The 23154-nt window shown below is 57.1% G+C and carries 25 protein-coding genes and 1 tRNA gene; 11 read left to right on the forward strand and 15 right to left on the reverse strand.

Translation table 11 applies throughout. The features are described 5' to 3' along the window. Positions 1 to 78 precede the first annotated feature (78 nt). The 4 genes from AC3B6F_RS09085 (at position 79) to AC3B6F_RS09100 (ending at position 1906) form a co-directional block, all read left to right on the forward strand. Positions 79 to 375 carry a hypothetical protein gene (locus AC3B6F_RS09085; protein WP_489824111.1) on the forward strand — a complete coding sequence of 99 codons (297 nt, stop codon included), beginning with the start codon at positions 79 to 81 and terminating at the stop codon, positions 373 to 375. Next, positions 372 to 542, forward strand: a complete 171-nt coding sequence (locus tag AC3B6F_RS09090; protein ID WP_489824112.1) for a hypothetical protein — start codon at positions 372 to 374, stop codon at positions 540 to 542. Before AC3B6F_RS09085 ends, AC3B6F_RS09090 begins: the two co-directional genes overlap by 4 nt. Positions 543 to 699: 157 nt before the next feature. After that, positions 700 to 1278 (forward strand): hypothetical protein, encoded by a 579-nt coding sequence (locus tag AC3B6F_RS09095; protein WP_489824113.1) that lies wholly within the window; start codon positions 700 to 702, stop codon positions 1276 to 1278. Positions 1279 to 1573: 295 nt separating this feature from the next. Next, positions 1574 to 1906, forward strand: a complete 333-nt coding sequence (locus AC3B6F_RS09100; protein WP_489824114.1) for a tyrosine-type recombinase/integrase — start codon at positions 1574 to 1576, stop codon at positions 1904 to 1906. A 56-nt stretch (positions 1907 to 1962) separates the two neighbouring features. On the opposite strand, the gene AC3B6F_RS09105 is transcribed toward AC3B6F_RS09100, so the two are convergent. Continuing rightward, positions 1963 to 2037 (reverse strand) — tRNA-Val (locus AC3B6F_RS09105). A 122-nt stretch (positions 2038 to 2159) separates the two neighbouring features. On the opposite strand from AC3B6F_RS09105, the gene AC3B6F_RS09110 reads away from it, so the two are divergent. Next, positions 2160 to 3284, forward strand: a complete 1125-nt coding sequence (locus AC3B6F_RS09110; RefSeq protein ID WP_489824115.1) for an acyltransferase family protein — start codon at positions 2160 to 2162, stop codon at positions 3282 to 3284. Here the strand turns inward: AC3B6F_RS09110 and AC3B6F_RS09115 are convergent. Both AC3B6F_RS09115 and AC3B6F_RS09120 read right to left on the reverse strand, forming a co-directional pair. Beyond that, positions 3266 to 5140 carry a hypothetical protein gene (locus AC3B6F_RS09115; protein WP_489824116.1) on the reverse strand — a complete coding sequence of 625 codons (1875 nt, stop codon included), beginning with the start codon at positions 5138 to 5140 and terminating at the stop codon, positions 3266 to 3268. The genes AC3B6F_RS09110 and AC3B6F_RS09115 overlap by 19 nt on opposite strands. Before the next feature lie 11 nt (positions 5141 to 5151). Further along, the gene (locus tag AC3B6F_RS09120; RefSeq protein WP_489824117.1) at positions 5152 to 6084 is read right to left on the reverse strand and encodes a mitochondrial fission ELM1 family protein; all 933 of its coding nucleotides are present in this window, start codon (positions 6082 to 6084) and stop codon (positions 5152 to 5154) included. A 62-nt stretch (positions 6085 to 6146) separates the two neighbouring features. Here AC3B6F_RS09120 and AC3B6F_RS09125 point away from each other — a divergent pair, with 62 nt between their 5' ends. Next, positions 6147 to 7307 (forward strand): DEAD/DEAH box helicase, encoded by a 1161-nt coding sequence (locus AC3B6F_RS09125; RefSeq protein WP_489824118.1) that lies wholly within the window; start codon positions 6147 to 6149, stop codon positions 7305 to 7307. On the opposite strand, the gene AC3B6F_RS09130 is transcribed toward AC3B6F_RS09125, so the two are convergent. Further along, positions 7304 to 8368, reverse strand: a complete 1065-nt coding sequence (locus AC3B6F_RS09130) for a glycosyltransferase family 4 protein (protein WP_489824119.1) — start codon at positions 8366 to 8368, stop codon at positions 7304 to 7306. The two genes, AC3B6F_RS09125 and AC3B6F_RS09130, sit on opposite strands and share 4 nt — an antisense overlap. After that, positions 8359 to 9528 carry a glycosyltransferase family 4 protein gene (locus AC3B6F_RS09135; RefSeq protein ID WP_489824499.1) on the reverse strand — a complete coding sequence of 390 codons (1170 nt, stop codon included), beginning with the start codon at positions 9526 to 9528 and terminating at the stop codon, positions 8359 to 8361. Before AC3B6F_RS09135 ends, AC3B6F_RS09130 begins: the two co-directional genes overlap by 10 nt. A 205-nt stretch (positions 9529 to 9733) precedes the next feature. On the opposite strand from AC3B6F_RS09135, the gene argE reads away from it, so the two are divergent. Then, a complete protein-coding gene (gene argE, locus AC3B6F_RS09140; RefSeq protein ID WP_489824120.1) occupies positions 9734 to 10909 on the forward strand; it encodes an acetylornithine deacetylase in 1176 nt (391 codons plus the stop codon). Further along, positions 10906 to 11955: a M14 family metallopeptidase gene (locus AC3B6F_RS09145; protein WP_489824121.1), complete on the forward strand. Its 1050-nt coding sequence runs from the start codon at positions 10906 to 10908 to the stop codon at positions 11953 to 11955. The genes argE and AC3B6F_RS09145 overlap by 4 nt, the downstream gene beginning before the upstream one ends. On the opposite strand, the gene glyA is transcribed toward AC3B6F_RS09145, so the two are convergent. Then, positions 11952 to 13256 (reverse strand): serine hydroxymethyltransferase, encoded by a 1305-nt coding sequence (glyA, locus tag AC3B6F_RS09150; RefSeq protein WP_010501708.1) that lies wholly within the window; start codon positions 13254 to 13256, stop codon positions 11952 to 11954. The genes AC3B6F_RS09145 and glyA overlap by 4 nt on opposite strands. 92 nt (positions 13257 to 13348) lie before the next feature. Here glyA and AC3B6F_RS09155 point away from each other — a divergent pair, with 92 nt between their 5' ends. Genes AC3B6F_RS09155 through AC3B6F_RS09165 form a run of 3 tightly spaced genes read left to right on the forward strand, consistent with a single transcriptional unit; the run spans position 13349 to position 16174 of the window. After that, positions 13349 to 14791 carry an APC family permease gene (locus AC3B6F_RS09155; protein ID WP_489824122.1) on the forward strand — a complete coding sequence of 481 codons (1443 nt, stop codon included), beginning with the start codon at positions 13349 to 13351 and terminating at the stop codon, positions 14789 to 14791. A 16-nt stretch (positions 14792 to 14807) separates the two neighbouring features. Beyond that, a complete protein-coding gene (hemB, locus tag AC3B6F_RS09160) occupies positions 14808 to 15806 on the forward strand; it encodes a porphobilinogen synthase (RefSeq protein WP_167384232.1) in 999 nt (332 codons plus the stop codon). 56 nt (positions 15807 to 15862) lie between these two features. Then, entirely contained in the window at positions 15863 to 16174 is a 312-nt protein-coding gene (locus tag AC3B6F_RS09165) for a YraN family protein (RefSeq protein ID WP_489824500.1), read from the forward strand. A 3-nt stretch (positions 16175 to 16177) separates the two neighbouring features. Here AC3B6F_RS09165 and AC3B6F_RS09170 read toward each other — a convergent pair whose 3' ends face one another. The 9 genes from AC3B6F_RS09170 to purB all read right to left on the reverse strand — a co-directional run bounded on the left by AC3B6F_RS09170 (position 16178) and on the right by purB (position 23103). Next, positions 16178 to 16477 (reverse strand): hypothetical protein, encoded by a 300-nt coding sequence (locus AC3B6F_RS09170; protein WP_026017434.1) that lies wholly within the window; start codon positions 16475 to 16477, stop codon positions 16178 to 16180. A gap of 191 nt (positions 16478 to 16668) precedes the next feature. After that, complete coding sequence (grxD, locus tag AC3B6F_RS09175) at positions 16669 to 17004, reverse strand: Grx4 family monothiol glutaredoxin (protein WP_007281919.1); 336 nt, start codon at positions 17002 to 17004, stop codon at positions 16669 to 16671. An 89-nt stretch (positions 17005 to 17093) separates the two neighbouring features. Next, the gene (locus AC3B6F_RS09180; protein ID WP_015074089.1) at positions 17094 to 17324 is read right to left on the reverse strand and encodes a BolA family protein; all 231 of its coding nucleotides are present in this window, start codon (positions 17322 to 17324) and stop codon (positions 17094 to 17096) included. Between the two features lie 3 nt (positions 17325 to 17327). Next, complete coding sequence (gene purL, locus AC3B6F_RS09185; RefSeq protein WP_489824123.1) at positions 17328 to 19532, reverse strand: phosphoribosylformylglycinamidine synthase subunit PurL; 2205 nt, start codon at positions 19530 to 19532, stop codon at positions 17328 to 17330. Next, positions 19529 to 20230: a phosphoribosylformylglycinamidine synthase subunit PurQ gene (gene purQ, locus AC3B6F_RS09190; protein WP_489824124.1), complete on the reverse strand. Its 702-nt coding sequence runs from the start codon at positions 20228 to 20230 to the stop codon at positions 19529 to 19531. The genes purL and purQ overlap by 4 nt, the downstream gene beginning before the upstream one ends. After that, positions 20227 to 20628 carry a Rap1a/Tai family immunity protein gene (locus tag AC3B6F_RS09195; RefSeq protein ID WP_489824125.1) on the reverse strand — a complete coding sequence of 134 codons (402 nt, stop codon included), beginning with the start codon at positions 20626 to 20628 and terminating at the stop codon, positions 20227 to 20229. Before AC3B6F_RS09195 ends, purQ begins: the two co-directional genes overlap by 4 nt. Further along, complete coding sequence (purS, locus tag AC3B6F_RS09200; RefSeq protein WP_010501728.1) at positions 20625 to 20867, reverse strand: phosphoribosylformylglycinamidine synthase subunit PurS; 243 nt, start codon at positions 20865 to 20867, stop codon at positions 20625 to 20627. The genes AC3B6F_RS09195 and purS overlap by 4 nt, the downstream gene beginning before the upstream one ends. Further along, a complete protein-coding gene (purC, locus tag AC3B6F_RS09205) occupies positions 20864 to 21628 on the reverse strand; it encodes a phosphoribosylaminoimidazolesuccinocarboxamide synthase (protein WP_010501729.1) in 765 nt (254 codons plus the stop codon). Before purC ends, purS begins: the two co-directional genes overlap by 4 nt. 143 nt (positions 21629 to 21771) lie before the next feature. Continuing rightward, the gene (gene purB, locus AC3B6F_RS09210) at positions 21772 to 23103 is read right to left on the reverse strand and encodes an adenylosuccinate lyase (protein ID WP_489824126.1); all 1332 of its coding nucleotides are present in this window, start codon (positions 23101 to 23103) and stop codon (positions 21772 to 21774) included. Positions 23104 to 23154 lie beyond the last annotated feature (51 nt).

Consider the following 23154-nt stretch of genomic DNA (forward strand, 5'->3'; position numbering starts at 1 on the left):
CATCCTAACCCAAAAACCTTCTAACTCCGGTGGCAAACTTATTTTCCGGCCCTTGCTTAGGGTCCTTGATAGACTTCCATGTTTCGTACCCGACTACCGCCGCAGAAATTGCCGCAAACCCTGCTACTGCTACAGGACCCAACGAAGCAGCTATGGCTTGATGCTGACGCGCGATGGAGGGGTATGATGCGAGATAAGAATGTTATGGAAGCTGCTACCAGAGCTATCCGCATCCAAATCGCAGATGAACAGCGGAATATATTGATGGCTCAAGAGCGCATTAACGCTCTAACAAAAGCAGAAATCATGGTCGAACAAGCCATTGACCAGTTCGAGAAGTCTCAGGCGCTCAAGCCCGCAGGAGACCCGGCATGAGCCAGAGGACGGATACCGAGCGCATGAACTGGCTTGAGCGTAACGGGCGCGATATCTGGCGCTGCACTACCGGATTTTTGGTCATGACCCAAAAGGACACCAAGCGAAACAGCGGTGCCATGGGAGATACGCTGAGAAGCGCCGTGGATGCGGAGGAACGGCGATGAGTGAGATCGCGCCCCTACCTCAGGTATTCACCCTTAAGGACATCCTCATCCACCTGAAAGCCGTTCCATCATGGGACAACGGTCCAACACATCGGCGCTGGTCCAATCGCTACATTTTTCATAGTGATGATTTTAACCGCTTACTGCTGAGTCTCGAATGTCCCTCAAAATCGTCAACCGTTACGGTACGTCCTGCCTCTACCTCAGCGGCACCGTCGGCGGAAAACGCGTTAGCGAGAGCACAGGCACTTCTGACCCCAAAAGGGCAGAAGAATATCGCGCCAAAAGAGAAGCCGAACTCTGGCAGGAGAGCGTCTATGGCAAGAAGTCGGTCGTTACATTCGCCCATGCGGTAGCCGCCTACCTGGAAGCCGATGAGCGTTCAGAGAATACAAAACGTTATCTACGGCTCTTGCTACAGCATTTCGGAACCAGCCGCCTGATCCACATCGACCAGGGCGCGCTGGACGAAGCATATCGGAGAATCCTGCGGGACGGCATCAACGCCAAGCCCGCAACAAAAATGCGAGGCGTTCTTACTCCCCTGAGAGCCGTACTCGAGTTCGCCGCGATCCGTCGCTGGTGCGACCGGCCCGTGTTCGATGCCCCGAAAATTCCCAAGCCTCGCACAACCTATTTGAAGCCAACAGAGGTGGAGCGCCTAATTGCATCCGCCGCCGCTCACCTAAAACCAATCCTGATTTTCCTGGTCGGAACCGGAGTAAGAATGTCCTAGGCTCTCGACCTGGAGTGGAAAGACGTCGACCTCCCCCATCGCCAGGCCGTTGTCTGGCAAAAACAGCAGACACAACGTCGCGTCGATTTTACCAGCCGTTGTCGCAGCCGCCCTTCAAAAGCTTCCGCATCGAAGCGGTCATGTTTTTCGGCCCATGCAGATAAGGCGCTTAACGCCAGGAGCAGATCCTCAGCAGGTCATTGGCGAGCGCTATCACAACAACGGGCGAACGAGCGAAGGTCAGATCAAATCAGGATGGGCATCCGCCCGCCGTCGAGCAGGACTACTAGGGCAGATGAGAGTATGGACCCCCAAGGGCCCTACCTCTACCCGCCATACCTTCGTGCCAGAATTCACCCCCCACGATCTCCGCCATACATGGGCGACGTGGCATTACTGCCTGCACCGCGACATTCTTCGACTGAAGGACGAAGGCGGATGGGAAACGATTGGAATGGTCATGCGGTATGCAAAGCAGATGCCGCAGACGTACAGAGACCAGATCACTGCGTGGCTCTCGGGGGGGCAGACGAACCTCTCAACGACTCCTGAATGGGACTGTTGCAAAACTTGCAAACTCTGTCCGAGTCGCAGGGAGATTATAAATGCACCGAGATGCATCAGATGAAGACAAAGGCGATCTAAGAAGTACCTTAAAACCGGGAGAATTCTGGGGGTTTCGAATGGTGGGCACGACAGGGATTGAACCTGTGACCCCTCCCGTGTGAAGGGAGTGCTCTACCGCTGAGCTACGCGCCCATTCGATGGACGGGCTTTTATCAGTGGGCCAACTCCCTGACAAGACGCTTTTTTCGCCACGCGCTCGCCTTTCTTTGAACTCATTGCCCTTCCAGAAACACTTTGTCTGACAGGGAATGGCAATGAAACGGAATGCGGCTCTGGATTGTATGCGCGGCGCTGCAATCCTTCTGGTGCTTGGAAACCATCTCGGTATCCGAATTCCCCTTGTTCATACGGCCTTGGGTGATTTCCTGCCGCACTGGTTTTTGGTTGGCATGAACTACAATGGTGGCGAAGCTGTCAGCATCTTCTTTGTGCTGTCGGGCTTCCTGATTGCATCGCGCGTCATTCAGCGCTTTGGATCGCTGGATCAGATCCAGCCTCTGCCCTTCATTGCTCATCGGGCTGCACGCATCCTGCCCTGCCTTGTTGCACTCGTCACGGTATTGGGACTGCTCGACTATATCGGCTTCGAGGATTACCGATTCGTTAAGTCGGGTCAGAGTTTTTCCGGTGCGACACTGGCTGCGTTCGGCCTGTACTTCAATGTCTGGCAAGCACGGCATGGCTGGAGCGTGGCAGGTTGGACTGTGCTCTGGTCCCTCTCGATTGAAGAACTGTTCTATCTGTTTTTCCCGTTCTTCTGCCGCCTCAACGCCCGTATCCGAGTTGGGGTTCTCGTTGCTCTCGCCATCACCGCGCCGATTTACAGGGCAACATTGCATGGCAATGAAATCTGGCGCGAACAGGCAACGCTGACGGGCGTCGGAACCATTGCGATGGGCGTCCTCATGGCGATTGTTGCTGCCAACTACCGACCCAAGGGGCGTTGGCCTGTTGTCATGGGTGCTGTCGGCTTAGTCATGATGCTGGCGGAGATGTGGGGCCCCATGTCTTGGTGGCGCCTGCTTCCGAATGGCCTGATCGCTATCTTTTACGCCGGGATTGCCATGCTGGTGCTGGCCTGTGGCTGGAGGTCTTTCGAAGGAGGCGCAGGAAGCTGGTGGATCCGCCGAATGGGGCAGTTGTCCTATGAGGTTTATCTGACACACATGTTCGTTGTTATGGCGGCTGTGCGGATATGGAAACACAATCATTGGCCACAAAGTATGGGCTGGATCGTCTATCCGATCTGTCTGGTACTGATCTGGGGATTGGGAGAAGCGGTATCTCGTTTCTTCTCCCGCCCGGTTGCCCTCCTGCTGGACCGGGAAGTTGCCTCCCGGTTCCGGCGGCGGGTGCTGGTTCAGAACCCGAACATGTGATCGAGAGAAAAGCCGCCCTCGTCATTTTCGAGGCCATGATAGCCGAACAGTCGGCACGTCAGATCGCGGATCAGAACATATCCGCCAACGCCAGCCCGCTCCAGATGCGCGCCTTCGAACAGGTCATGTGGACGGACCATGAAAGAACCTGACGGCTGAATGTGGATGGTGGTCTCCGCGATGAGGCTGCCATCTGCGGCATGAAGCAGCAGAACCGTTTCGGACGGACTGGTGCCTTCGATGGAGGCCGGATGGATCAGGCAGCAGAAACTCTGCAGTGCATCATGGCCGAGTTTCAGGAACAGTCGCGTTGTCAGGCCCGGCGGCGGTCCGGAATAGGACTGCGGCTCGGAGCGCCACGTCATCAGCGTGTTGAAGATGTGGGCGCCAAAGCTGGTCTCGGCGGCGTGATCCGTGTCCCGATTGCGGTAGCGCATCAGGGCATGAAGCCAGCCATCCGCCTCCCCGCCATCGCGAAAATCATAGACCAGATCAGCGTGGCCCGGACGATCGGTCAGGTCATGCAGGGCAATCGCCGTGGAATGGTCGCGGGGCAGATTTCCGAGGAAATGCGAGCCGACGGGCTGGCCAGCCTCATCGAAAATATCGAGCCGAACGGGGAGTGTTTCCAAAGCTTCGGACATCGGGTTGGGTTGAACGAAGCTCTCGAACTTCGCCGGGTCGAGAATGGGGAATGGCAGAAGGAACCCACGGCCCAGCGAGGGTGCAAAGTTCCGGATAGCCGGGTCTGGACGGATATTGTCCCGCTCGACGTTCAGATGGGCGATACGGGTGCGGCCACGCTGCTCGATTTCGTAGCGGGGACGCACAAGATGGCGACCAGACCGCATTTCAAGCTGCGCTGGCCAAGCCAGATCCGGAAAAAGGGCTCCGACATTTACGGCCACTGTCTCAAATGGCCCGATCGTACGATCCACGCCCCGATGATCGTCCACGCCCATTGGATTGAACGTAATGGCACCAGCCGGAATGGTCGTGGCGTGGCTGTTCTGTACCCAGACCGTTAGGGTTTCGTCGGCTTCGGGAGCGGGAAGCGTCGCATAGCGCACGGACGGCCAGGCGTTGGCATCGTGTGTGACCGAAAGGCTCGGATCGCCGTTCTTGCCCCAGACGTCGAGCGCATATTTCACCACGTCATGGCCACGGGCACCAATGACATGGATGAACAGCTGCCCCATGAAGGCAGGTAGACCAAAGCGTTTACGGACATCCGCACTGTCGATGGTGATGCCAGCGCCTGCATGTTCAACGGGCTGTTCCCACTGCGCGATGATTTTCCCTGCCCCATCATAGAGACGCAGCCAGTAACGCAGGTTCTGCGCTCCGTAATTGGACCAGTAGTTTGCCGTGACAATCCGTGTAGAGAAGCGGTCATCGTCGCGGAAGAATGCAAAATTCGTCGCAAAGTTCAGCTTGTCGAGATATGGACGGCCACGAACGATCATGTCGTCCGGCAGGCGTGCAGGCGCGAGGGTGTAAAGGTCACGCCCGTTCAGAAGAGACCCTAACCGGCCGCGCATTTTTGCATCGTCGAAGGACAGCGCGAGAATGATATCCGCATCCATATGCGGCAGGTCCACGAGGGCTTTTCGATTGCCGCCAAATCCGTCCGGCTGGCCGACCTGTTCCGTATCATGAACCAGAACGACCGAAGGGCGCAGGTCAGGATAAAGGGCCACCAGCGTCCGGACCGTATCTTCGGGATCGTAAATGGCGATCGTCTGCCCGGCGAAGTGCTGCTCCATCCGCGTCAGCGCCTCGGCGGCAAGCGGGTGGGCCAGCGCCTTGTAGAGCACATTGCCACCCTGTGGACCGAACGTGCGGATATCGAGCATAGAGGGCCCTTTCAGAGCTTCAGTCGTTGGCGCATTTCTCTCGCCGTAGCAGGGGTGTCGTCAAGCGGGTGGACGGACCAGGGTTCAAGGTCGGGGCTAAAGGGCCGGATACGCCCGGCGTTCTGGAGGGTTTCGATAAACCTGCCAATCCGGGTGGACTTGCCGGGCAGCGGCAGGATCATGACCGGAGCGGTCGTCGCCGCTGCCTCCGAAATCATTGAGACACTGTCTGTCGTGACGGCAATAACGTCCGCGCAGGCTAGCATTCCCAGATAGGGGTTATCGTTGCCCTGCCCTTCCAGAATCCGTATTCCCGCCGGGATGAGCTTTTCTTTCAGAACAGCCAGTGCGGCGTCATCCGTTCTGCGGGATGGTGTCAGAACGGCCTGCATCCCGGTGCGGCTGGCGAAAGCGATCAGTCCATCGGCCATCTCTGCTGCTTCGGCGGCTCCAAGAGAAAAACGTCCATTCGTTCCGCCGATCAGGATAGACAGGAGTGGTCTGTCATCCAGTTTCAGGCGACTTTCCCACGCGGCGCGTGCTGCCTCCAGCTTGTGCGGTGTTACGGGGTGAAGCGCATTGCGAGAAGTCAAAACATTCTCGCCGGTGATGCCATCATGTGTATTGGCAATTACGAGATTGAACTTGGCCAGCGCTGTTCTCGGGTTCTGGATCTGGACGACTGGCAGCCCTTCTCGTCTGGCAACAGCAGCCCCGGCAATCCCGCCCGTTCCGCCAATGCTGATAATGAGGCGGCTATCAGGCGAAATGCTGATCGGGGCAATCCGTTTCAAAGGAGAAGGCCAATAGCGGGCTGGAAAATGGCCCCAGGGTTTGCGGATCAGAACGGGCCGGAACTCCCACTCAAGATCTGCCTTTTCGGCCAGCCCTGCCCCTTGTGCCCGCATGCCGGCGAAGTCTTCTGCGATGATTGTTGCCTTCATGGCGGGCCTCCTGAAAAAAAGAGCTATTTCCCGAAACGGAAGAAATTTGGCAAGAAGCGCATATGACGATGCCAGAAACACCCTCGACTGACACTCCTGACGGCTTTGCCGCTTTTGGGCTGATCCCGCCTCTTCTCGCCACATTGGAACAGGTGGGGCACAAGCGGCCCAGCACGATTCAGGTTCAGGCCATCCCGCCTTTGCTGAAGGGGCGCGATGTTCTTGTGGCATCCCAGACAGGCAGCGGCAAAACGGCTGCTTTTGTCCTTCCCATGCTTCAGATCCTCTCACAGGGTGAAAGTGCTCCTGGCCCGCGTGCTCTGATTCTGGAGCCAACGCGTGAACTGGCTGCGCAGACGGCTTCGGTCTGCCGTCAGTTAGGCCGTCGCCTGCCCCTGAAGACGCGTGTGATCTGTGGCGGAACATCACGTGAACAGCAGGTTCGTTCCATTGTCGATGGCGTTGATATCGTTGTCGCGACGCATGGTCGTTTGCTGGATCTTGTGATGCAGGGTGATCTGGTTTTGGAGTACCTGAGCTATCTCGTTCTGGATGAGGCTGACCGTCTTCTGGATGAAGATTTCTCCGAAAGCATGACGGCTCTGACGCCTTATTTCCCGGATGTTCCGCCCCAGACGGTTTTCTGCTCCGCTACACTGCCGGAGCCAGTCATGGATCTGGCCAAGCGTGTGACGCGTGATCCTGTTCGGGTTGAGGTGGCTGCAGAGACGTTCACGCCCAAGAAGATCCGCCAGCGTGCGATGTTCGTGGAAAAGGAAGACAAGCCTGAGACGGTAGCGCGTATTCTGGAGCGTTTTCCGGGGCGGAGTATGGTGTTTACCCGCACGAAGGCGAATGTTGATCTATTGGCGAGGGTTCTGCGCAAGCACGACATCAAGTCTGAAACCCTGCACGGAGATCGGACGCAGGGCGCGCGAAACAAGGCGCTGGATCTGTTTCGTCAGGGGCGCGTTCCAGTGTTGGTCACGACGGATATTGCGTCCCGGGGGCTGGATATTTCCGATGTGGATCTCGTGATCAACATGGATATGCCCGAGACGCCGGAAGCTTATGTTCACCGCATTGGGCGTACAGCCCGTGCTGGCAAGAAGGGGGCCGCCTTCTCGCTCATCAATATCGACGAACGCCTGTCCCTTCGTGATATCGAGAAGCACATTGGCTATCGCATCCGCATTGCAACGGAAGACGCTCTCGATACTTAACCCGCGACACTGAGGATTTTCTGCCCCAGGTCCTGCCATGCTTTAGCGCTGTCAGGGACCGGGGCGACAGGGGGTGGAGCGTTGAGAAGTTGAGCGATGGTTCTTGCGATGGACGCTGGGTCAGGCTCGCAGAGCATGGCCTGGGAATGTTCGGAGAACTGTTCAGACAGTCCACCAACATTGGTAGCCACCACATACCGCCCGCCCGCAACGGCCATGGCGCCGACACCGCTTTGTGAGGCTTCCCGATAGGGAAGAAGCAGTACGTCTGCCCAGGCAATCAGTTGTGACAGTTCGTCTTCCGGAACCCACCGGTTTTCGACGATTACGCCCTTCATTCCAGATAAACGAAGCAGCTCCGGGCTTTGAGGGCCTCTTCCGATCACTCTGCAATCTACTGCGATTTCGAGTTGAGGGAGGGCATCGGCCAGAAGGTCAAGACCCTTGTAGGGGAGCAATCGCCCGAACATCAGCAGTCTGGGTTTTTCGCCATGACTGAAAGGCAGAGGTGCCTCTGTTCCCACGAAGGGTGGATGTAACAGGGAGACTACGGGTTTCCCGCGACAGATGGCATCCCCCGACAGCACCGTGGCAACGTGCTGGCTGAAAGTCACCAGAAGGGACGACTGGCTGATAAGCGCCTTTTGCAGAAACATCTGAAACGGATAACCGTCTCCCGGATGTGTCCTGGCGTCATGAACAATTGTCACGACCTTGACGCCTGCCCTGCGGAGAGCATGAGCCATCAGAACATCAAGCGGGGCTGGCATCGCGCAGATGGCGACGTCGGGCTTGTTCCGAAGCATCAGCAGGAACAGCTTTGAGATGATCAGTGGGGCCTGAAGAAACCTGCCGAACAGCCCAAAGGCGGATCTGTAGGCTTGGAGCATCAGAGCATCCTGTGGAGCATGATAGCTGTGAAGAATCTCTGCTTCTTCTGACAGGCACAATCTCACGGAGACGTCTGGTAACGCTGTCAGCCCATTGGCGAGGTCGACCGCAATGCGTGGTCCTGCTCCTCTTTTGCCCCATTGCCAGACAAGGACAGTCTTTATCGCCACGCTTCAACTCCTGCCGCGTGGATGGCTTTCAGAAGGCTGGTTCCGTCAAGATGCTTTGCAACGCGTTCCTGAGCCGCAGTTCCAAGGCGAGCTCGAAGATCAGGATGGTCCGCTGCCAGACGAAGGGCTTGTACAGCCGCTTGTCTGTCCGGGAGCGCCCAGCATGTCTGCGGCATGTCCAGCACGCCTCGGGGATCATTGGCGGGGATGAGGTTGTAATCGATAGGAAGCCCGCAGGTGCTGTCCATAAATTCTGCTGTGGCAGACCAGTCGGTTGCAATCACGCATCGCCCCAGAGCCATCGCTTCGGCCACGACAAGGCCGAAACCTTCACTGCGATGCAGGGACAGTACGATATCGCAGCATCGCATCAGGGCCAGGCGATCGGCCCCGTTGTAAAGATGTGTCTCTATCTGGATATTGGAAGCGCCGTTAACGGCACTCCGAATGGCGGCCATATCCTCAGGATAATGGTCTGTATGGCTGATTTTCAGAATCAGAACCCTGTCCTGACGATCTCCGAATGCTTCACGGAACGCAGCAATCGTATCAATCGGGTTTTTGCGCACCATGCTGGACGCCAGATTGAACGAGACAAGAACCGTAACGGTTTTTTCTGGTAATCCGAAGAATGCCCTATCTCGTGTAGAGGGGGCCTGTCCCACAAGGCCGACGGGATGTTCCACAACTCTTACCGGACGCCCCAGCGAAACCAGTGCATCAGCCGTGAAGCGGGATGGCGCCCAGATTTCATGAACATGCCGCCGTGCGTGCGTCCATGTGTCAGGCACGACCGGAAGCTCCCAGGCCCAGTAACCAATAATTTTTCGCCCGGTTCGGAGTGTACGCGGCATTCTGAGCAATACGGCGGGAAGCATCGGTGCGTTCACATGTACGATCAGCGGTGCGCCAGGACCGACAGAGTCTCCATCCAGTCGGTGTGTCTCAATGTCCCATGTGGCACAGAGAATGCCGAGTTTGCGAAGAGCTGCCACCATAAGGCGTGCCCCCTCTCCCAGACCGGAACCTCGACTGAATTCACCTGCGATGATGACACCAGCGGCGTGTCGAGGGTAACTGGCTTTAACGCCGGGCGTCACACCCGCTGTTGCCCACGCAAAGAAACGCCGTCTCTGTTGCTGGGGAAGTTTTCGCCACATTCTGTGAAAAACAGAGAGGCCCGCACTGCGACTCACAGAAGTTCCTTCAAGGCGTTTTTGGAAAGAGTCGGAAATTGTTGGAAACTAAAACCACAATTTTCGTGTCTCATTTTTTACAACATGTTGCGGGCGCACACATCGTCATCCTCTCCCCCTTTCAAAGGGCCTATGGTGAGAGATGAGGAACGTGCTTACAGTACAATCTATGACGGATCAGCGACCCATTTCCCTCACCTTGGAAACGATTCTTTCGGCATTGATATCGTTTGATACAACGAGCAGCCGGTCCAACCTGCCGATCATCGAATGGATTGAGGCATACCTCGTGTCCCATGAGGTCTCTTTCGTTCGTTATCCGGGTGGAGATGAGGGGAAATGGAATCTTCATGCCATCATCGGCCCGCAGACTGCTGGTGGCATAGCGTTCGCAGGGCATGTGGACTGCGTTCCTGTTGATGGGCAGGATTGGTCCTCGGATCCATTTGTTCTTCGTGAGGAGAATGGGCTGCTTTACGGGCGTGGTGCTGCAGACATGAAGGGATATGTAGCCTGTATGCTGGCCGCTGTGCCTGATCTCAAGGTTATGGAGCTTCCCAAGCCGGTTCATCTTCTCTTCACGTGTGATGAAGAAATTACCTGCGATGGCGCACGATATTTGATTGCGGATATCCGTCGTGCCGGCCATCTGCCTGAGCTTTGTGTCGTCGGCGAGCCGACCATGATGAGCCCTGTGATTGCTCATAAGGGTCGTTTTGCTGTTCGAGTCCAACTGACGGGAAAGCCCGGTCACTCCTCCCTTCCGGAAGGTGGTCGAAACGCGCTGCATGCGATGGGACGGGCTATTGCTTTATGTGCAGATGAAGCTGACTGGTTCGCTCTTAAGGGCCGTAAAATTGAGGGTTTCGCCCCTTCTTACACCACCATGCAGGTCGGGTTGGCCTCAGGAGGGAGTATTCTTAATATCATCCCCGAACAGGCGCAGTTCGACGTGGAGTGGCGAAACGTACCGGGCGATGAAGGTGCCGAAGAGTTTGAGAAGCTTAAGGAGGCTCTGGCGCCTCTGGATGAGGATCTCAGAAAGGATAATCCCGAAGGCGGTATCAGCTATCTCCAGTTGGTAGACCTCCCTCCTCTCGCCTTACCTGCGAATCATCCTCTGACTGAGATGACATGTCAGATCACTGGTCGGAACACTCCTGGCATGGTTTCCTACGGCACCGAAGCTGGCATCTATCAAAGGGGTGGGATGGACAGCATTGTCTGTGGGCCGGGCGACATCGCGCAGGCTCATCGACCGGATGAATTTATTGCCAGAGAACAACTGGAGCGTTGTGGGAAAGCACTGCGGGACTTTGCACGAAGGGTGAGCGGGACAGCATGAGTTGCAAGGCTGGTCAGAGACATCATCCGATCAGGGTCCGTCAGCCTCGCTTGACGGAAGACCTGCCTGGATGTGGCCGTCCGGTTTATCCTCTGGATGTGTGTCTGAAGGCTCCGGACCTTTCTGCCTGGCGTAATACGGCCTCTGGCATTCCTGGTGTACAGATTTTTGACTCCGGTTTGAACGGCCCGGACCTTGTCATTGTCGGCATGGTACACGGTAACGAATATGCAGGCGGCCACGCTCTCGAAACCCTTCGTCGAAACAACCCGGTTCCGCGCGCCGGACGACTAACTCTGATTCTTGCGAATCTGACAGCATTTGGTTGCTTCGATTCAACCGCGCCGATGGCCTCTCGGTATCTGACCGAGGATCTGAACCGTCTTTGGCATCCGTCACGACTGAACAGTAGTGAACGGTCCAGTGAACTGGATCGAGCTCGACAAATTTTACCTTTTATTGAGCGTGCGGACCTGCTGCTGGATCTTCATTCTACACTATGGCCGTCTGAGCCCGTCTTTATTGTGCCTCCGCGACGGCGCTCCAGTGATTTTGCCTGTGTTCTGGCTTCCGAAGAGCAGCCTGCACCGTTGGTTGTGACGGATCTGGGGCATCAAGGTGGCTCGCGTCTCGTCGAGTATTCCCGATTTATGGCGGTTGGAGGGACCGGCCGTGCCTGCCTTCTGGAAGCCGGTCTGCACTGGCGACCAGAAACCGTGGATATGATGGTGAAGGTTTCCGAGCGTTTTCTGAAAGACGCGATGCGGATTCATTTTCAGGGACGCGAAACGGATACGAAGCAGCCCGCAGAGATGGCCGTCGTGACGGATAATGTTCTGGCGCGAAGCGCAGACTTTAGATTTGTGGAGCCATGGGTTGGCAATACCTGCATCCCGAATGCGGGAACCGTTATTGCTAGGGACGGTCATGATCTGATCTGCACACCTTATGACAAGTGTTTACTGATCGTCCCGAATTTGCGCCCCAGACTGGGGCAGCTTGCGGTGCGCCTGGCGAGACGCACCGCAGTCCACCTCAACGCTTAGGCGGAAGCGCGATCATAGATCGGGAAGCGACGGCAGAGCGCTTTCACTTCTTCATGGACACGGTTGGTCGTGTCATTGACGTCGCCCTCTTCCAGAGCTGCCGTCAGAACTTCGTCCATCATGCGGGCAATGGTGCGGAATTCTTCTTCGCCGAAACCACGTGCTGTTGCAGCAGGGCTGCCCAGACGAATGCCGGACGTTACGAACGGCTTTTCCGGATCGAACGGAATGGCGTTTTTGTTGGCCGTGATGCCAGCGCGCTCCAGAATCTCTTCCGCAAGCTTGCCCGTCACCTTCTTGGGGCGAAGATCAACCAGCACCAGATGGCTGTCCGTGCCACCTGTCACGATGTCGAAGCCGCGAAGCTGAAGTTCATCTGCCAGTGCCTTCGCATTGGCGACAACGCGCTTCTGGTAGTCGCGGAAGTCGTCCTTCAGGGCCTCACCGAACGCCACAGCCTTGCCAGCGATAACATGCATCAGTGGGCCGCCCTGAAGGCCCGGGAACACGGCAGAGTTAACCTTCTTGGCCAGCTCTGCGCTGTTCGTCAGAATAATGCCACCACGGGGGCCGCGCAGCGTCTTGTGTGTCGTGGACGTCACGATGTCCGCGTATGGAAGCGGGCTTGGATACAGGCCAGCTGCGACCAGACCGGCAAAATGCGCCATGTCCACCATCAGATAAGCGCCAACTTCGTCAGCGATCTTCCGGAAGCGCGGGAAGTCGATGACGCGCGGATAGGCGGAACTGCCTGCGACGATAATCTTCGGCTTGTGCTCGCGGGCCAGCTCTTCCATCTGATCGTAATCGATCAGGCCGTCCTGCGCGCGCACGCCATACTGAACGGCGTTAAACCATTTGCCAGAATAATTCGGAGCCGCACCGTGGGTCAGATGTCCGCCAGCCGCGAGGCTCAGACCCAGAATGGTGTCGCCCGGCTTCGCCATCGCCATGAAGGCTGCCTGATTGGCATTGGCGCCGGAATGAGGCTGCACGTTTGCAAATTCTGCGCCGAACAGCTTTTTAAGGCGTTCGATGGCGAGGGTTTCAACGCGGTCCACGTCAACGCAGCCACCATAGTAGCGCTTGCCCGGAAGGCCTTCAGCGTACTTATTGGTCAGAACAGAGCCCTGCGCTTCCATCACGGCAAAAGATGCCATGTTCTCGGACGCGATCAGCTCGATACCATCCTGCTGACGGGTCAGTTCGTCGTTCAGGATTGCGGCAACTTCGGCATCAGCCTCTTTCAGAGGCGCGTGGAAAAAAGGATTCAGCGTGGACTGGCTGGCGTGTTCCGACATCGTGGTCCATTCTCCAGGGTGAGTTCGCCCCGTCACTACCGCAGAATGCGCGCGTCGGCAAAAACAATCCGTGTTTCCAACGAGGATCTTTCATGACCAATCCGCTCTGGCGGACCAAGCCTGTGTCTTCCGCTGCGTCTGACAACACAGGCCTGAAACGTGTTCTTGGCCCCTGGCACCTGATCGCTCTTGGCGTTGGTGTGACCATTGGTGCTGGCCTGTTTTCACTAACTGGCGTTGCGGCTGGCCAGAATGCAGGCCCTGCCGTCACGCTGTCCTATCTTATTGCCGCCCTCGCCTGCGGATTTGCCGGCCTCTGTTACGGCGAACTGGCTGGTATGATCCCGTCAGGCGGGTCGGCGTATTCCTATGCCTATGCATCCATGGGCGAGTTGATCGCATGGATTATCGGCTGGGATCTTGTGCTGGAATATACAGTGGGAGCCGCTGCTGTCGCCTCAAGCTGGTCGGGCTATGTGGCCTCCTTGCTCTCGGGTTGGGGCATCACGATTGATCCGAGGCTTCTGGCTACGCCCATGACGCCCGTGACACTTTCGGACGGATCAGTCGTCAGCGCCTGGTTCAATTTCCCGGCGGTTCTGGCTATCTGGGTCGTGACGGCGTTGCTGATGCGCGGTGTCAGCCAGTCCGCTGCCGTGAACAATGCCATCGTGGTGATAAAGCTGGCAGTGATCGCGTTGGTGCTGGTGTTCTGCATTCCGCATATCAAGCTGGCCAATTACCATCCCTATATCCCACCAAACGATGGCACCTTCGGGCATTTTGGCTTCTCTGGCGTGATGCGTGCCGCGGGGATGGCCTTCTTTGCCTATCTGGGATTCGATATCGTCTCCACCACCGCGCAGGACAGCAAAAACCCGGCTCGGGACATTCCCGTGGGGATTATAGGAAGCCTGCTGATCTGTGGTGTCGTCTATGCTGTGTTCTCGGCGGTTCTGACGGGCGTTGTGAACTATAAAGGCATGGCGAATGATCCAAGCCCGGTTGCAACAGCGATCGATGCTGCGGGTGCGCCCTGGCTCGCCAGTCTTGTGAAGCTGGGGATTACTGTCGGGTATGTTTCTGTTCTGTTTGGGCTGCTTCTAGGGCAGGCACGCGTATTTCTGGCCATGTCACATGACGGCCTGCTTCCGAAAGTTTTTGCGAAGCTGAACACACGCACACATACACCGTGGACGTCCCATCTTTGTTTTGCTGCGCTCACAAGTGTTCTGACAGCCGTGTTGCCTATTGGTGAATTGGGCAACATGACATCCATTGGAACCCTCCTTGCATTCATCATCGTCTGCGTTGGTGTTCCGCTTTTGCGGATGCGTGAGCCTCAGGCGCCACGTCTCTTCCGTGTGCCAGGTGGCCCGATCATTCCGGTTCTGGGCGTGCTGTCCTGCGGTGCGGTCATGGTATCTCTGGACCTGCTGACCTGGGTTCGGCTGGTTGTATGGCTTGCAATCGGACTGGCGATCTATTTCTGTTACGGAGTACGTCACAGCCTGCTTTCCAGATCAAAAATATAGGAGCATGATCGGGGGCATGACGAACGCATCATTCCCCCTCTTCCGCCCGCGGCGTAATCGCCACGATGCCTTTACACGTCGGCTGGTTCAGGAAAATCGACTGCACGTCGATGACCTGATCTGGCCGATTTTCGTTTGTGAAGGCGAAAACCAGCGCCAGAAAGTGTCCTCCATGCCCGGTGTTGAGCGCGTCAGCCTCGACAATCTCGTGGAGCATGTCCGCCCGGCTGTTGAGCTTGGCATTCCGGCGGTTGCCATCTTCCCCATCACGCCAGTTGAACTGCGGGACGCAACGGGTACTGAAGCCCTGAACCCGGACAATCTGATGTGCCGCGCGTCGCGCGTCATCAAGGAAGCCTTTCCCGAACTTGGTGTTATTGGTGATGTGGCGCTCGATCCCTACACGGATCACGGCCACGACGGCGTCATCAAGGATGGCCGCATCCTCAATGACGAGTCTGTTGAGATCCTGCGTCAGCAGGCGCTTAATCAGGCTCGCGCTGGTAACGACATCATTGCCCCGTCCGACATGATGGATGGTCGTGTGCAGGCCATCCGCGAGACGTTAGATGCCAACGGCTTCGAGACCGTCCGCATCATGGCCTACACGGCAAAATATGCTTCCGCTTTCTACGGCCCGTTCCGCGATGCGCTGGGATCGGGTGGTCTTCTGACGGGTGACAAGAAAACCTACCAGATGGACCCGGCCAATTCGGATGAAGCTCTGCGTGAAGTGGAGCAGGATATTCGTGAAGGAGCCGATATGATCATGGTCAAGCCGGGAATGCCCTATCTGGACATTATTCGCCGCATCCGTGACCGTTTCTCGGTGCCGACCTTCGCCTATCAGGTGTCAGGTGAATACGCGATGCTCGCCGGTGCGATCCAGAACGGCTGGCTTGAGCGGGATCGTACCATTATGGAGAGCCTGATTGCTTTCAAGCGTGCAGGCTGTAACGGCATCCTGACATATTTTGCGATTGATGCTGCCCGGCTTCTGAAAGAAGAGCACTGATTAACCGTCGCGCGAAAGGCGTTCAGGCATATTACGGTGGCCTGAACGCCGAGGAGATCGCCAAACGCCATATGGTGGAGGCAGGGCTGGACATTCTGGCTCAGAGGCTCAGAACACCCTATGGCGAGATTGATCTTCTGGTCGCGGATGAGAACTGGATTATTGGGGTGGAAGTCAAAAGCCGCTCTACGCTTCGAGATGGCGCAGAGGCTCTGGCTTCTCGTCAGGCAGAACGCCTGATGGCGTCATTCGGTTATGTTCTGGAAACCAGACCCGAATGGTGTCGTCCCAATACGCGATTCGACGTTATTGTCGTCGATCGCATGGGGCAGGCGAGACGCATCATGGATGCGCTACGCCTTACATAAAGATCAGGTACGGCGGCTGCGTGTATGACGATGAGCTGCCGTCGCAACAGAAGCGTGCGGACGGTAAGCCACGTTCCGGATCACAGCGCGATGCCCGCTCCATGCCATGGAATGGCTTGCAGAGTGACGAGCGAAATGAACAACAGGGCGGTGATAGACTGGCGTGGCCGTCAGAGCGTCGAATGTCAGCTTGCTGGCTTCAAAATCGGTAATGGCTGCACGGGCATGAGCTTTTCCGGCTCCCATGCAAAGTCCAACTCCCATAATGCCGAGAGCAATTCGGCCAGCCCACTGTCGCGCCATTGATGTGATCCCATCCCTGTTCTGATGAGTTCACCGTATGACGTAAACGCAGAGTTCGACAACCCCGTTTGGGTAAGTTTTAGAAAAAATCAAGGTCTTGCCATTTTTGGGCGCAACATGGCTGAATTGTGGCAGCCGCAGACCTTGCAGAGTGTTGAATTCCGGCCATTTTACAGGCCGGAATTAACAAATTAGGCATTCGCCGTAGCGATTCCCTTTTCAGTCAGCAGCGTTTCAAGTTCGCCGCTCTGGTACATGTCCGTGACGATATCGCAGCCACCGACGAACTCACCCTTGACGTAGAGCTGAGGAACGGTCGGCCACTGGGAGAAATCCTTGATGCCCTGACGGAGTTCAGCGCTTTCAAGAATGTTGCAGGTCTCGAACGGAACACCAAGATGCGTCAGGATCTGCACAACGCGCGCAGAAAAGCCGCATTGTGGGAAGAGTTTGTCACCCTTCATGAACAGCATGACCGGGTTTGCGTCGATCAGGTTCTGGATGTGCTGGAACACGGTCTCGGACATTGGGTTTTTCCTCTTATGGGCAGAAGAGAGGGGGCAGCCCCTCTCCCACTGTCAGCAGTCACTTCAGAAGGGAATGATTCCCTCGGAGTTCAAGGGGTCAGGGTTTTGAGAGCCATTGCGTGGAGCTCTGTGCCCATTCGATTTCCGAATGCATCATAAACCAGTTTGTGCTGTCGTACACGCGAAAGCCCTTGAAAGGCTTCACTGACGACCGTGCAGGCATAATGATCGCCGTCTCCAGCAAGGTCCTGGATCGTAATTTCAGCATCCGGAATCGCTGCGAGAATCGTGCGTTCGATTTCAGCGGCACTCATCGGCATAACTCAGACCTCCTCACCCATGAATTTCGGGAAAAAGGCAGCGTTGATGGTGCGCAGCCTGCTGGCTTCCAGGGAAATCCCGTCAGCAAGGTTCAGTGACGTGCCGCCAGAGCGACCCAGCTTGCGTGCCGGAACATGAGCTTTTTCAGCCGCGGCAATAAGCTTCTGGGCATCGGGTGTTGCTACAACGTAGCAAGCCTGATCTTCACCAAACCAGAACGCATGCAGAGGAAGATTGGACGGAGGCGGATTCAGCGTACAGCCAACGTCCCCAGCCATGACCATCTCGGCAATCGTGACCAGAAGGCCGCCATCTGCGATGTCATGACAGGCTGTCACAGCGCCGGTTTCGATCTGCCCACGGACAAAATCGCCATTCCTGCGTTCGGCCACGAGATCAACATGAGGTGGAGCGCCTTCTTCGCGATGGCAAATCTCACGCAGCCACAGGGATTGACCCAGTTCGCCACGGATTTCACCAATCAGGACAAGACCGTGCGCATCAGGCATGGCAAGTCCAATCGAGCGTGAGGCATCTGCCAGTACACCAAGCGCACCAATGGCCGGCGTCGGAAGAATGGCCTGAGCCAGACCTGTCGGGGAGCGCGTCTCGTTATAGAGTGAGACGTTGCCGCTCACGACCGGGAAATCGAGCGCGCGGCACGCATCGCCCATGCCTTTGATGGCGTCTGCGAACTGCGCCATGATTTCCGGGCGTTCCGGATTGCCGAAATTCAGGTTGTCCGTCACGGCAAGCGGCTTCGCACCTGTCGCCGTGATGTTGCGCCATGCTTCGGCAACAGCCTGTGCCCCGCCAACTTTTGGGTCCGCCTGACAATACCGCGGTGTGCAATCAGTCGTGAGGGCGAGACCCAGACGGGTGCCTTCCACACGAACCACCGCAGCATCAGCCGCACCAGGACGACGCGCCGTGTTGCCACCGACAGACCCATCATACTGGTTCCAGACCCAGGCACGGGAGGCCAGATCCGGGCAACCAATCAGCGTCAGGAGAGCATGTTCGACACCCACTGGATCAGCCGGAGGCTGAATGTGGCGTGGTTTTTCCAGTGGCACAGTCGGACGGTTATAGATCGGAGCTTCATCGGCCAGCGGTGCCAGTTCGATGTCAGCTTCGATCACGCCTTTGTGCTTGACCGTGATGCGTCCGGTATCGGTCAGATGCCCGACAACAGCAAAATCCAGCTCCCATTTTTCGAAAATGGCACGAGCCTGTTCGGTGCTTTCCGGCTTGAGGACCATGAGCATCCGCTCCTGGCTCTCAGACAGCATCATCTCATAGGCGGACATGTTGGGTTCGCGCTGCGGAACCGCATCAAGATCCATCTCGATGCCGACGCCACCCTTACCTGCCATTTCAACGGCAGAAGACGTCAGGCCAGCAGCGCCCATGTCCTGAATAGCCACGATCGCATCCGTTGCCATCAGTTCGAGGCACGCTTCAATCAGAAGCTTCTCGATGAACGGGTCTCCGACCTGCACGGTCGGGCGCTTGGATGCGGCCTCTTCGTCAAACTCCGCGGAAGACATGGTGGCACCATGAATGCCGTCACGTCCTGTCTTGGAGCCGACATACACGACCGGATTGCCCACACCAGCAGCTGCAGACAGGAAGATCTTGTCCTGCTTGGCCACGCCAACCGTCATGGCGTTGACGAGCGGATTGCCGTCATAGGCCTTGTGGAAATTGACTTCGCCGCCGACTGTCGGAACGCCAACGCAGTTGCCGTAGCCACCAACGCCGCGAACCACGCCATCAACAATACGGCGTGTCCCCGGTGTTTTCGGATCGCCGAAACGCAAGGCATTCAGGTTGGCGACCGGACGGGCACCCATGGTGAAGACGTCACGTAGAATACCACCCACGCCTGTTGCAGCGCCCTGATAAGGCTCGATGAAAGACGGGTGGTTGTGACTCTCCATCTTGAAGACAGCAGCCAGACCCTCGCCAATATCCACAACACCTGCGTTTTCGCCCGGTCCATGGATAACCCACGGAGCCTTGGTTGGCAGCGTCTTGAGGTGGATGCGGGAAGATTTGTAGGAGCAGTGCTCCGACCACATGACCGAGAAAATTCCAAGCTCCGTAAAGCTCGGGGTCCGACCCATAATGGTCAGGACCTTCTCATATTCCTCGACCGTCAGACCGAAGGACTGAGCCAGTTTGGCGTCGATTGTCACACTCATCCGACGAGAGCCTCCACAAGGCCTTTGAAGAGCGGCACACCATCGGTGTCACCGATTTCCGGGTCAGTCAGGTTTTCCGGGTGCGGCATCAGACCGCAGACACGGCCGTTTTCGCTCAGGATGCCAGCGATGGAGCGAGCGCTGCCATTGGGGTTCACGTGACGGTCATCATGCGAAACCTCGCCCTTGGCACCACAGTAGCGAAACGCAACTCGGCCCTCACCTTCGAGACGTGAAAGTGTCTCGTCAGAAGCCGTGTAGTTGCCATCTCCATGAGCCAGAGGCGCGCGGAAAACGTCCCCAGATGACCAGCCCTGCGTGAAGGGAGACGATGCGTTCTCGACCTTCAGGTGACAATCCTGCGACAGGAATCGCAGACCGGCATTCCGAAGCAGTGCACCCGGCAGAAGATGGGATTCCGTCAGGATCTGGAAGCCGTTGCAGACGCCCAGAACGTGACCGCCCTTCTCGGCGAAGGCTTTGACCTCGCGCAGGATGGGGGAATGAGCCGCCATGGCGCCACTGCGCAGGTAGTCCCCGAAGCTGAAGCCACCCGGCAGAACCACGAGATCCAGATCACCGAGAGATGTCTCGCGATGCCAGATCATTTTCGGGGTCTGGCCTGAGATCAGCTTCAGGGCATGCACCATGTCGCGCTCCCGGTTCGTACCGGGGAAAACGACGATACCGGCCTTCATTTCTGGCCCTCCGCTGGAGCCGATGCTGCGGCATGACACGGATAAGCCTCGTGCAGAGCACGATAAACGGCCTTTCCACCGGGCTGCGTCAGGGCATCAGTGTGCGCGTGCAGCCATGAAATCAGCTTGCCACGAACCTGCGTGGTGGTCTCACCCGTCGGAACGCAGAATGCGACCGGAGCACCTGCATCGTCCGCATAGCTGTCGTATTTCTTGGCCCAGACTTCGCTATCCATCATGCCTGCGAGATAGGCATCGCACAGAGCGGTGGACTTGCTGGCAGAGCACATGTTGCCAAGAGCTTTGCCGGAAACTTTGGAGACGCGTTGTGCGTGAGCCGGAGCGGCGGTTACGGCCAGAAGGCCGCTTGCCAGAAGAACTGCGGAGAAAAGCTTCATTCTGCCACCTCGACGCTGAAATCCTCGATCACTTCGTTGGCCAGAAGCGCACGGGCCATGGCTTCACCCTGCTGGATCGCCTCGGCCTTGTCCGTTGCAGGAACGTCCAGTTCGACAACGCGGTTCACACGGACTTCGCCGATACCCTTGAAGCCAAGAGACTCAAGTGCATGGCCAACAGCCTTGCCCTGAGGATCAAGAACGCCGTCTTTCAGGGAAACAAAAACGCGGATCTTCACTGTACTGCCTCCGGACCCTTGAGGTCTCCATTGCTGGCTTCGGGAAGGATCCCGAGACGCCGTGCGACTTCCTGATAAGCTTCCTCGACGCGGCCCATGTCCCTGCGGAACCGGTCCTTGTCCATCTTCTCGCTGGTTTTGGCGTCCCACAGGCGGCAGTTGTCTGGAGAGATCTCGTCAGCGACGATGATCCGCATCTCCTCGCCTTCCCACAGACGGCCGAATTCCAGCTTGAAATCAACAAGCGTGATGCCGACACCCATGAAAATTCCCATCAGGAAATCATTGGTGCGGAGGGCCAGCGTGTTCATGTCATCCAGGTCCTGCGGAGAGGCCCAGTCGAATGCGGCAATATGCTCTTCAGAGACCATCGGGTCTCCAAGGGAGTCATTCTTGTAATAATATTCAATGATGGTGCGTGGCAGGCGCGTTCCCTCAGGAATGCCCAGACGCTTGGCGATGGAGCCAGCCGCGACGTTGCGGACCACAACTTCCAGAGGAATGATCTCGACTTCCCGGATCAGCTGCTCACGCATGTTCAGACGGCGAATGAAGTGCGTGGGGATGTTGATGTCATGCAGCTTCATCATCAGGTGTTCGCTGATGCGGTTGTTCAGAACACCCTTCCCGGTGATGATGCCACTTTTCGCACCGTTTCCGGCGGTGGCGTCATCCTTGAAATACTGCACGAGTGTTCCGGGCTCTGGCCCTTCAAAAAGAACCTTGGCTTTGCCTTCGTAAAGCTGGCGGCGGCGGGCCATGAGCAATCCTTACTGCGTTGCGCCGTCCCGGTTCATAGGGATGCGGAAACGGCTGGTCCAGCGACGGTTTTCCGGTTCCATAGCATTACGGAACCGGAACCGCGAGAGTGCGGGAAAACTATTCCCGCCCAGATTTGTCGAGATTAGCCGAAAACGCGGCTGTAGATACGATCAATCTGCTTGAGATGCTGGGCCGGATCGAAAGCGCGATCCAGAACCTCGGCACTCACACGACCTGACACTTCCGGGTCGGTCTCCAGATTTTCGCGGAACGTGCGGAAGCCCGGCTTACCCAGCTTCGTCCATGTCTCCATGGCATTGCGCTGCACAATCCGGTAGGCATCTTCACGGGAAATACCGGCACGGGCCAGAACCAGCAGAACTTCACCGGAATGCACTACGCCACCAAGGCTTTCCATGTTGGCAATCATCTGATCCGGATAGATCACCAGCTTTTCCATCATGCCAGCCAGACGGATCAGGGCGAAATCAAGCCCGATCGTACCGTCCGGGCAGATGTTACGCTCCACGGAAGAATGGCTGATGTCCCGCTCATGCCACAGCGCCACGTTCTCAAGTGCGGGAACGACGTGAGAGCGGATCAGACGGGCAAGGCCGGTCAGATTCTCAGAAAGAACCGGATTCCGCTTGTGCGGCATCGCGGAACTGCCCTTCTGCCCCTTGTGGAAGAACTCTTCCGCTTCCCGGACTTCCGAACGCTGAAGATGACGCACTTCAACGGCCAGACGCTCGATGCCGCTTGCAATGACGCCAAGCGTGCAGAAGAACGCAGCGTGGCGGTCACGTGGGATGACCTGTGTGGACACGCTCTCGGCAACAAGGCCGAGCTTGTCGGCGACATATTCTTCAACAGCCGGGTCAATATGCGCATAGGTACCAACGGCGCCAGAAATGGCGCAGACCGCGATTTCCTTGCGAGCCTGAAGCAGGCGCTCTTTGTTGCGGGCAAATTCAGCGTAATGACCAGCCAGCTTCAGGCCGAAGCTCGTTGGCTCTGCATGGATCGCGTGGCTGCGGCCGATCGTGACAGTCAGCTTGTGCTCATAGGCGCGTGTTTTGAGGGCTTCCAGAACGCGATCCAGATCTTCCAGAAGAAGATCGGCGGCCTGAGTCATCTGAACAGACAGGCAGGTGTCCAGCACGTCGGAAGACGTCATGCCCAGATGAACGAAGCGGCTGTCCGGACCAACTTTTTCCGCAAGCCAGGTCAGGAACGCAATCACGTCATGGCGCGTTTCAGCCTCGATCTCGTCAATTCGGGCCAGATCAGCATCGGAGAATGCAGCCATGGCAGCATCCCCCTTCTCACGGATGGTTTTGGCTGATTCGACAGGCATGGCGCCCTGTTGAGCCATGGCTTCACAGGCCAGAGCTTCGATTTTGAACCAGATCCGGTAACGGTTGGCGGGCGACCAGATCGCGGTCATCTGGGGGCGGCTGTAACGCGGAACCATGAGAACTCCGGAAGCGAGTGGGGCTTTACGAGGGCTGCTTAGACCAAATAC

The organism is Gluconobacter sp. ESL1110 (genome assembly GCF_058107395.1).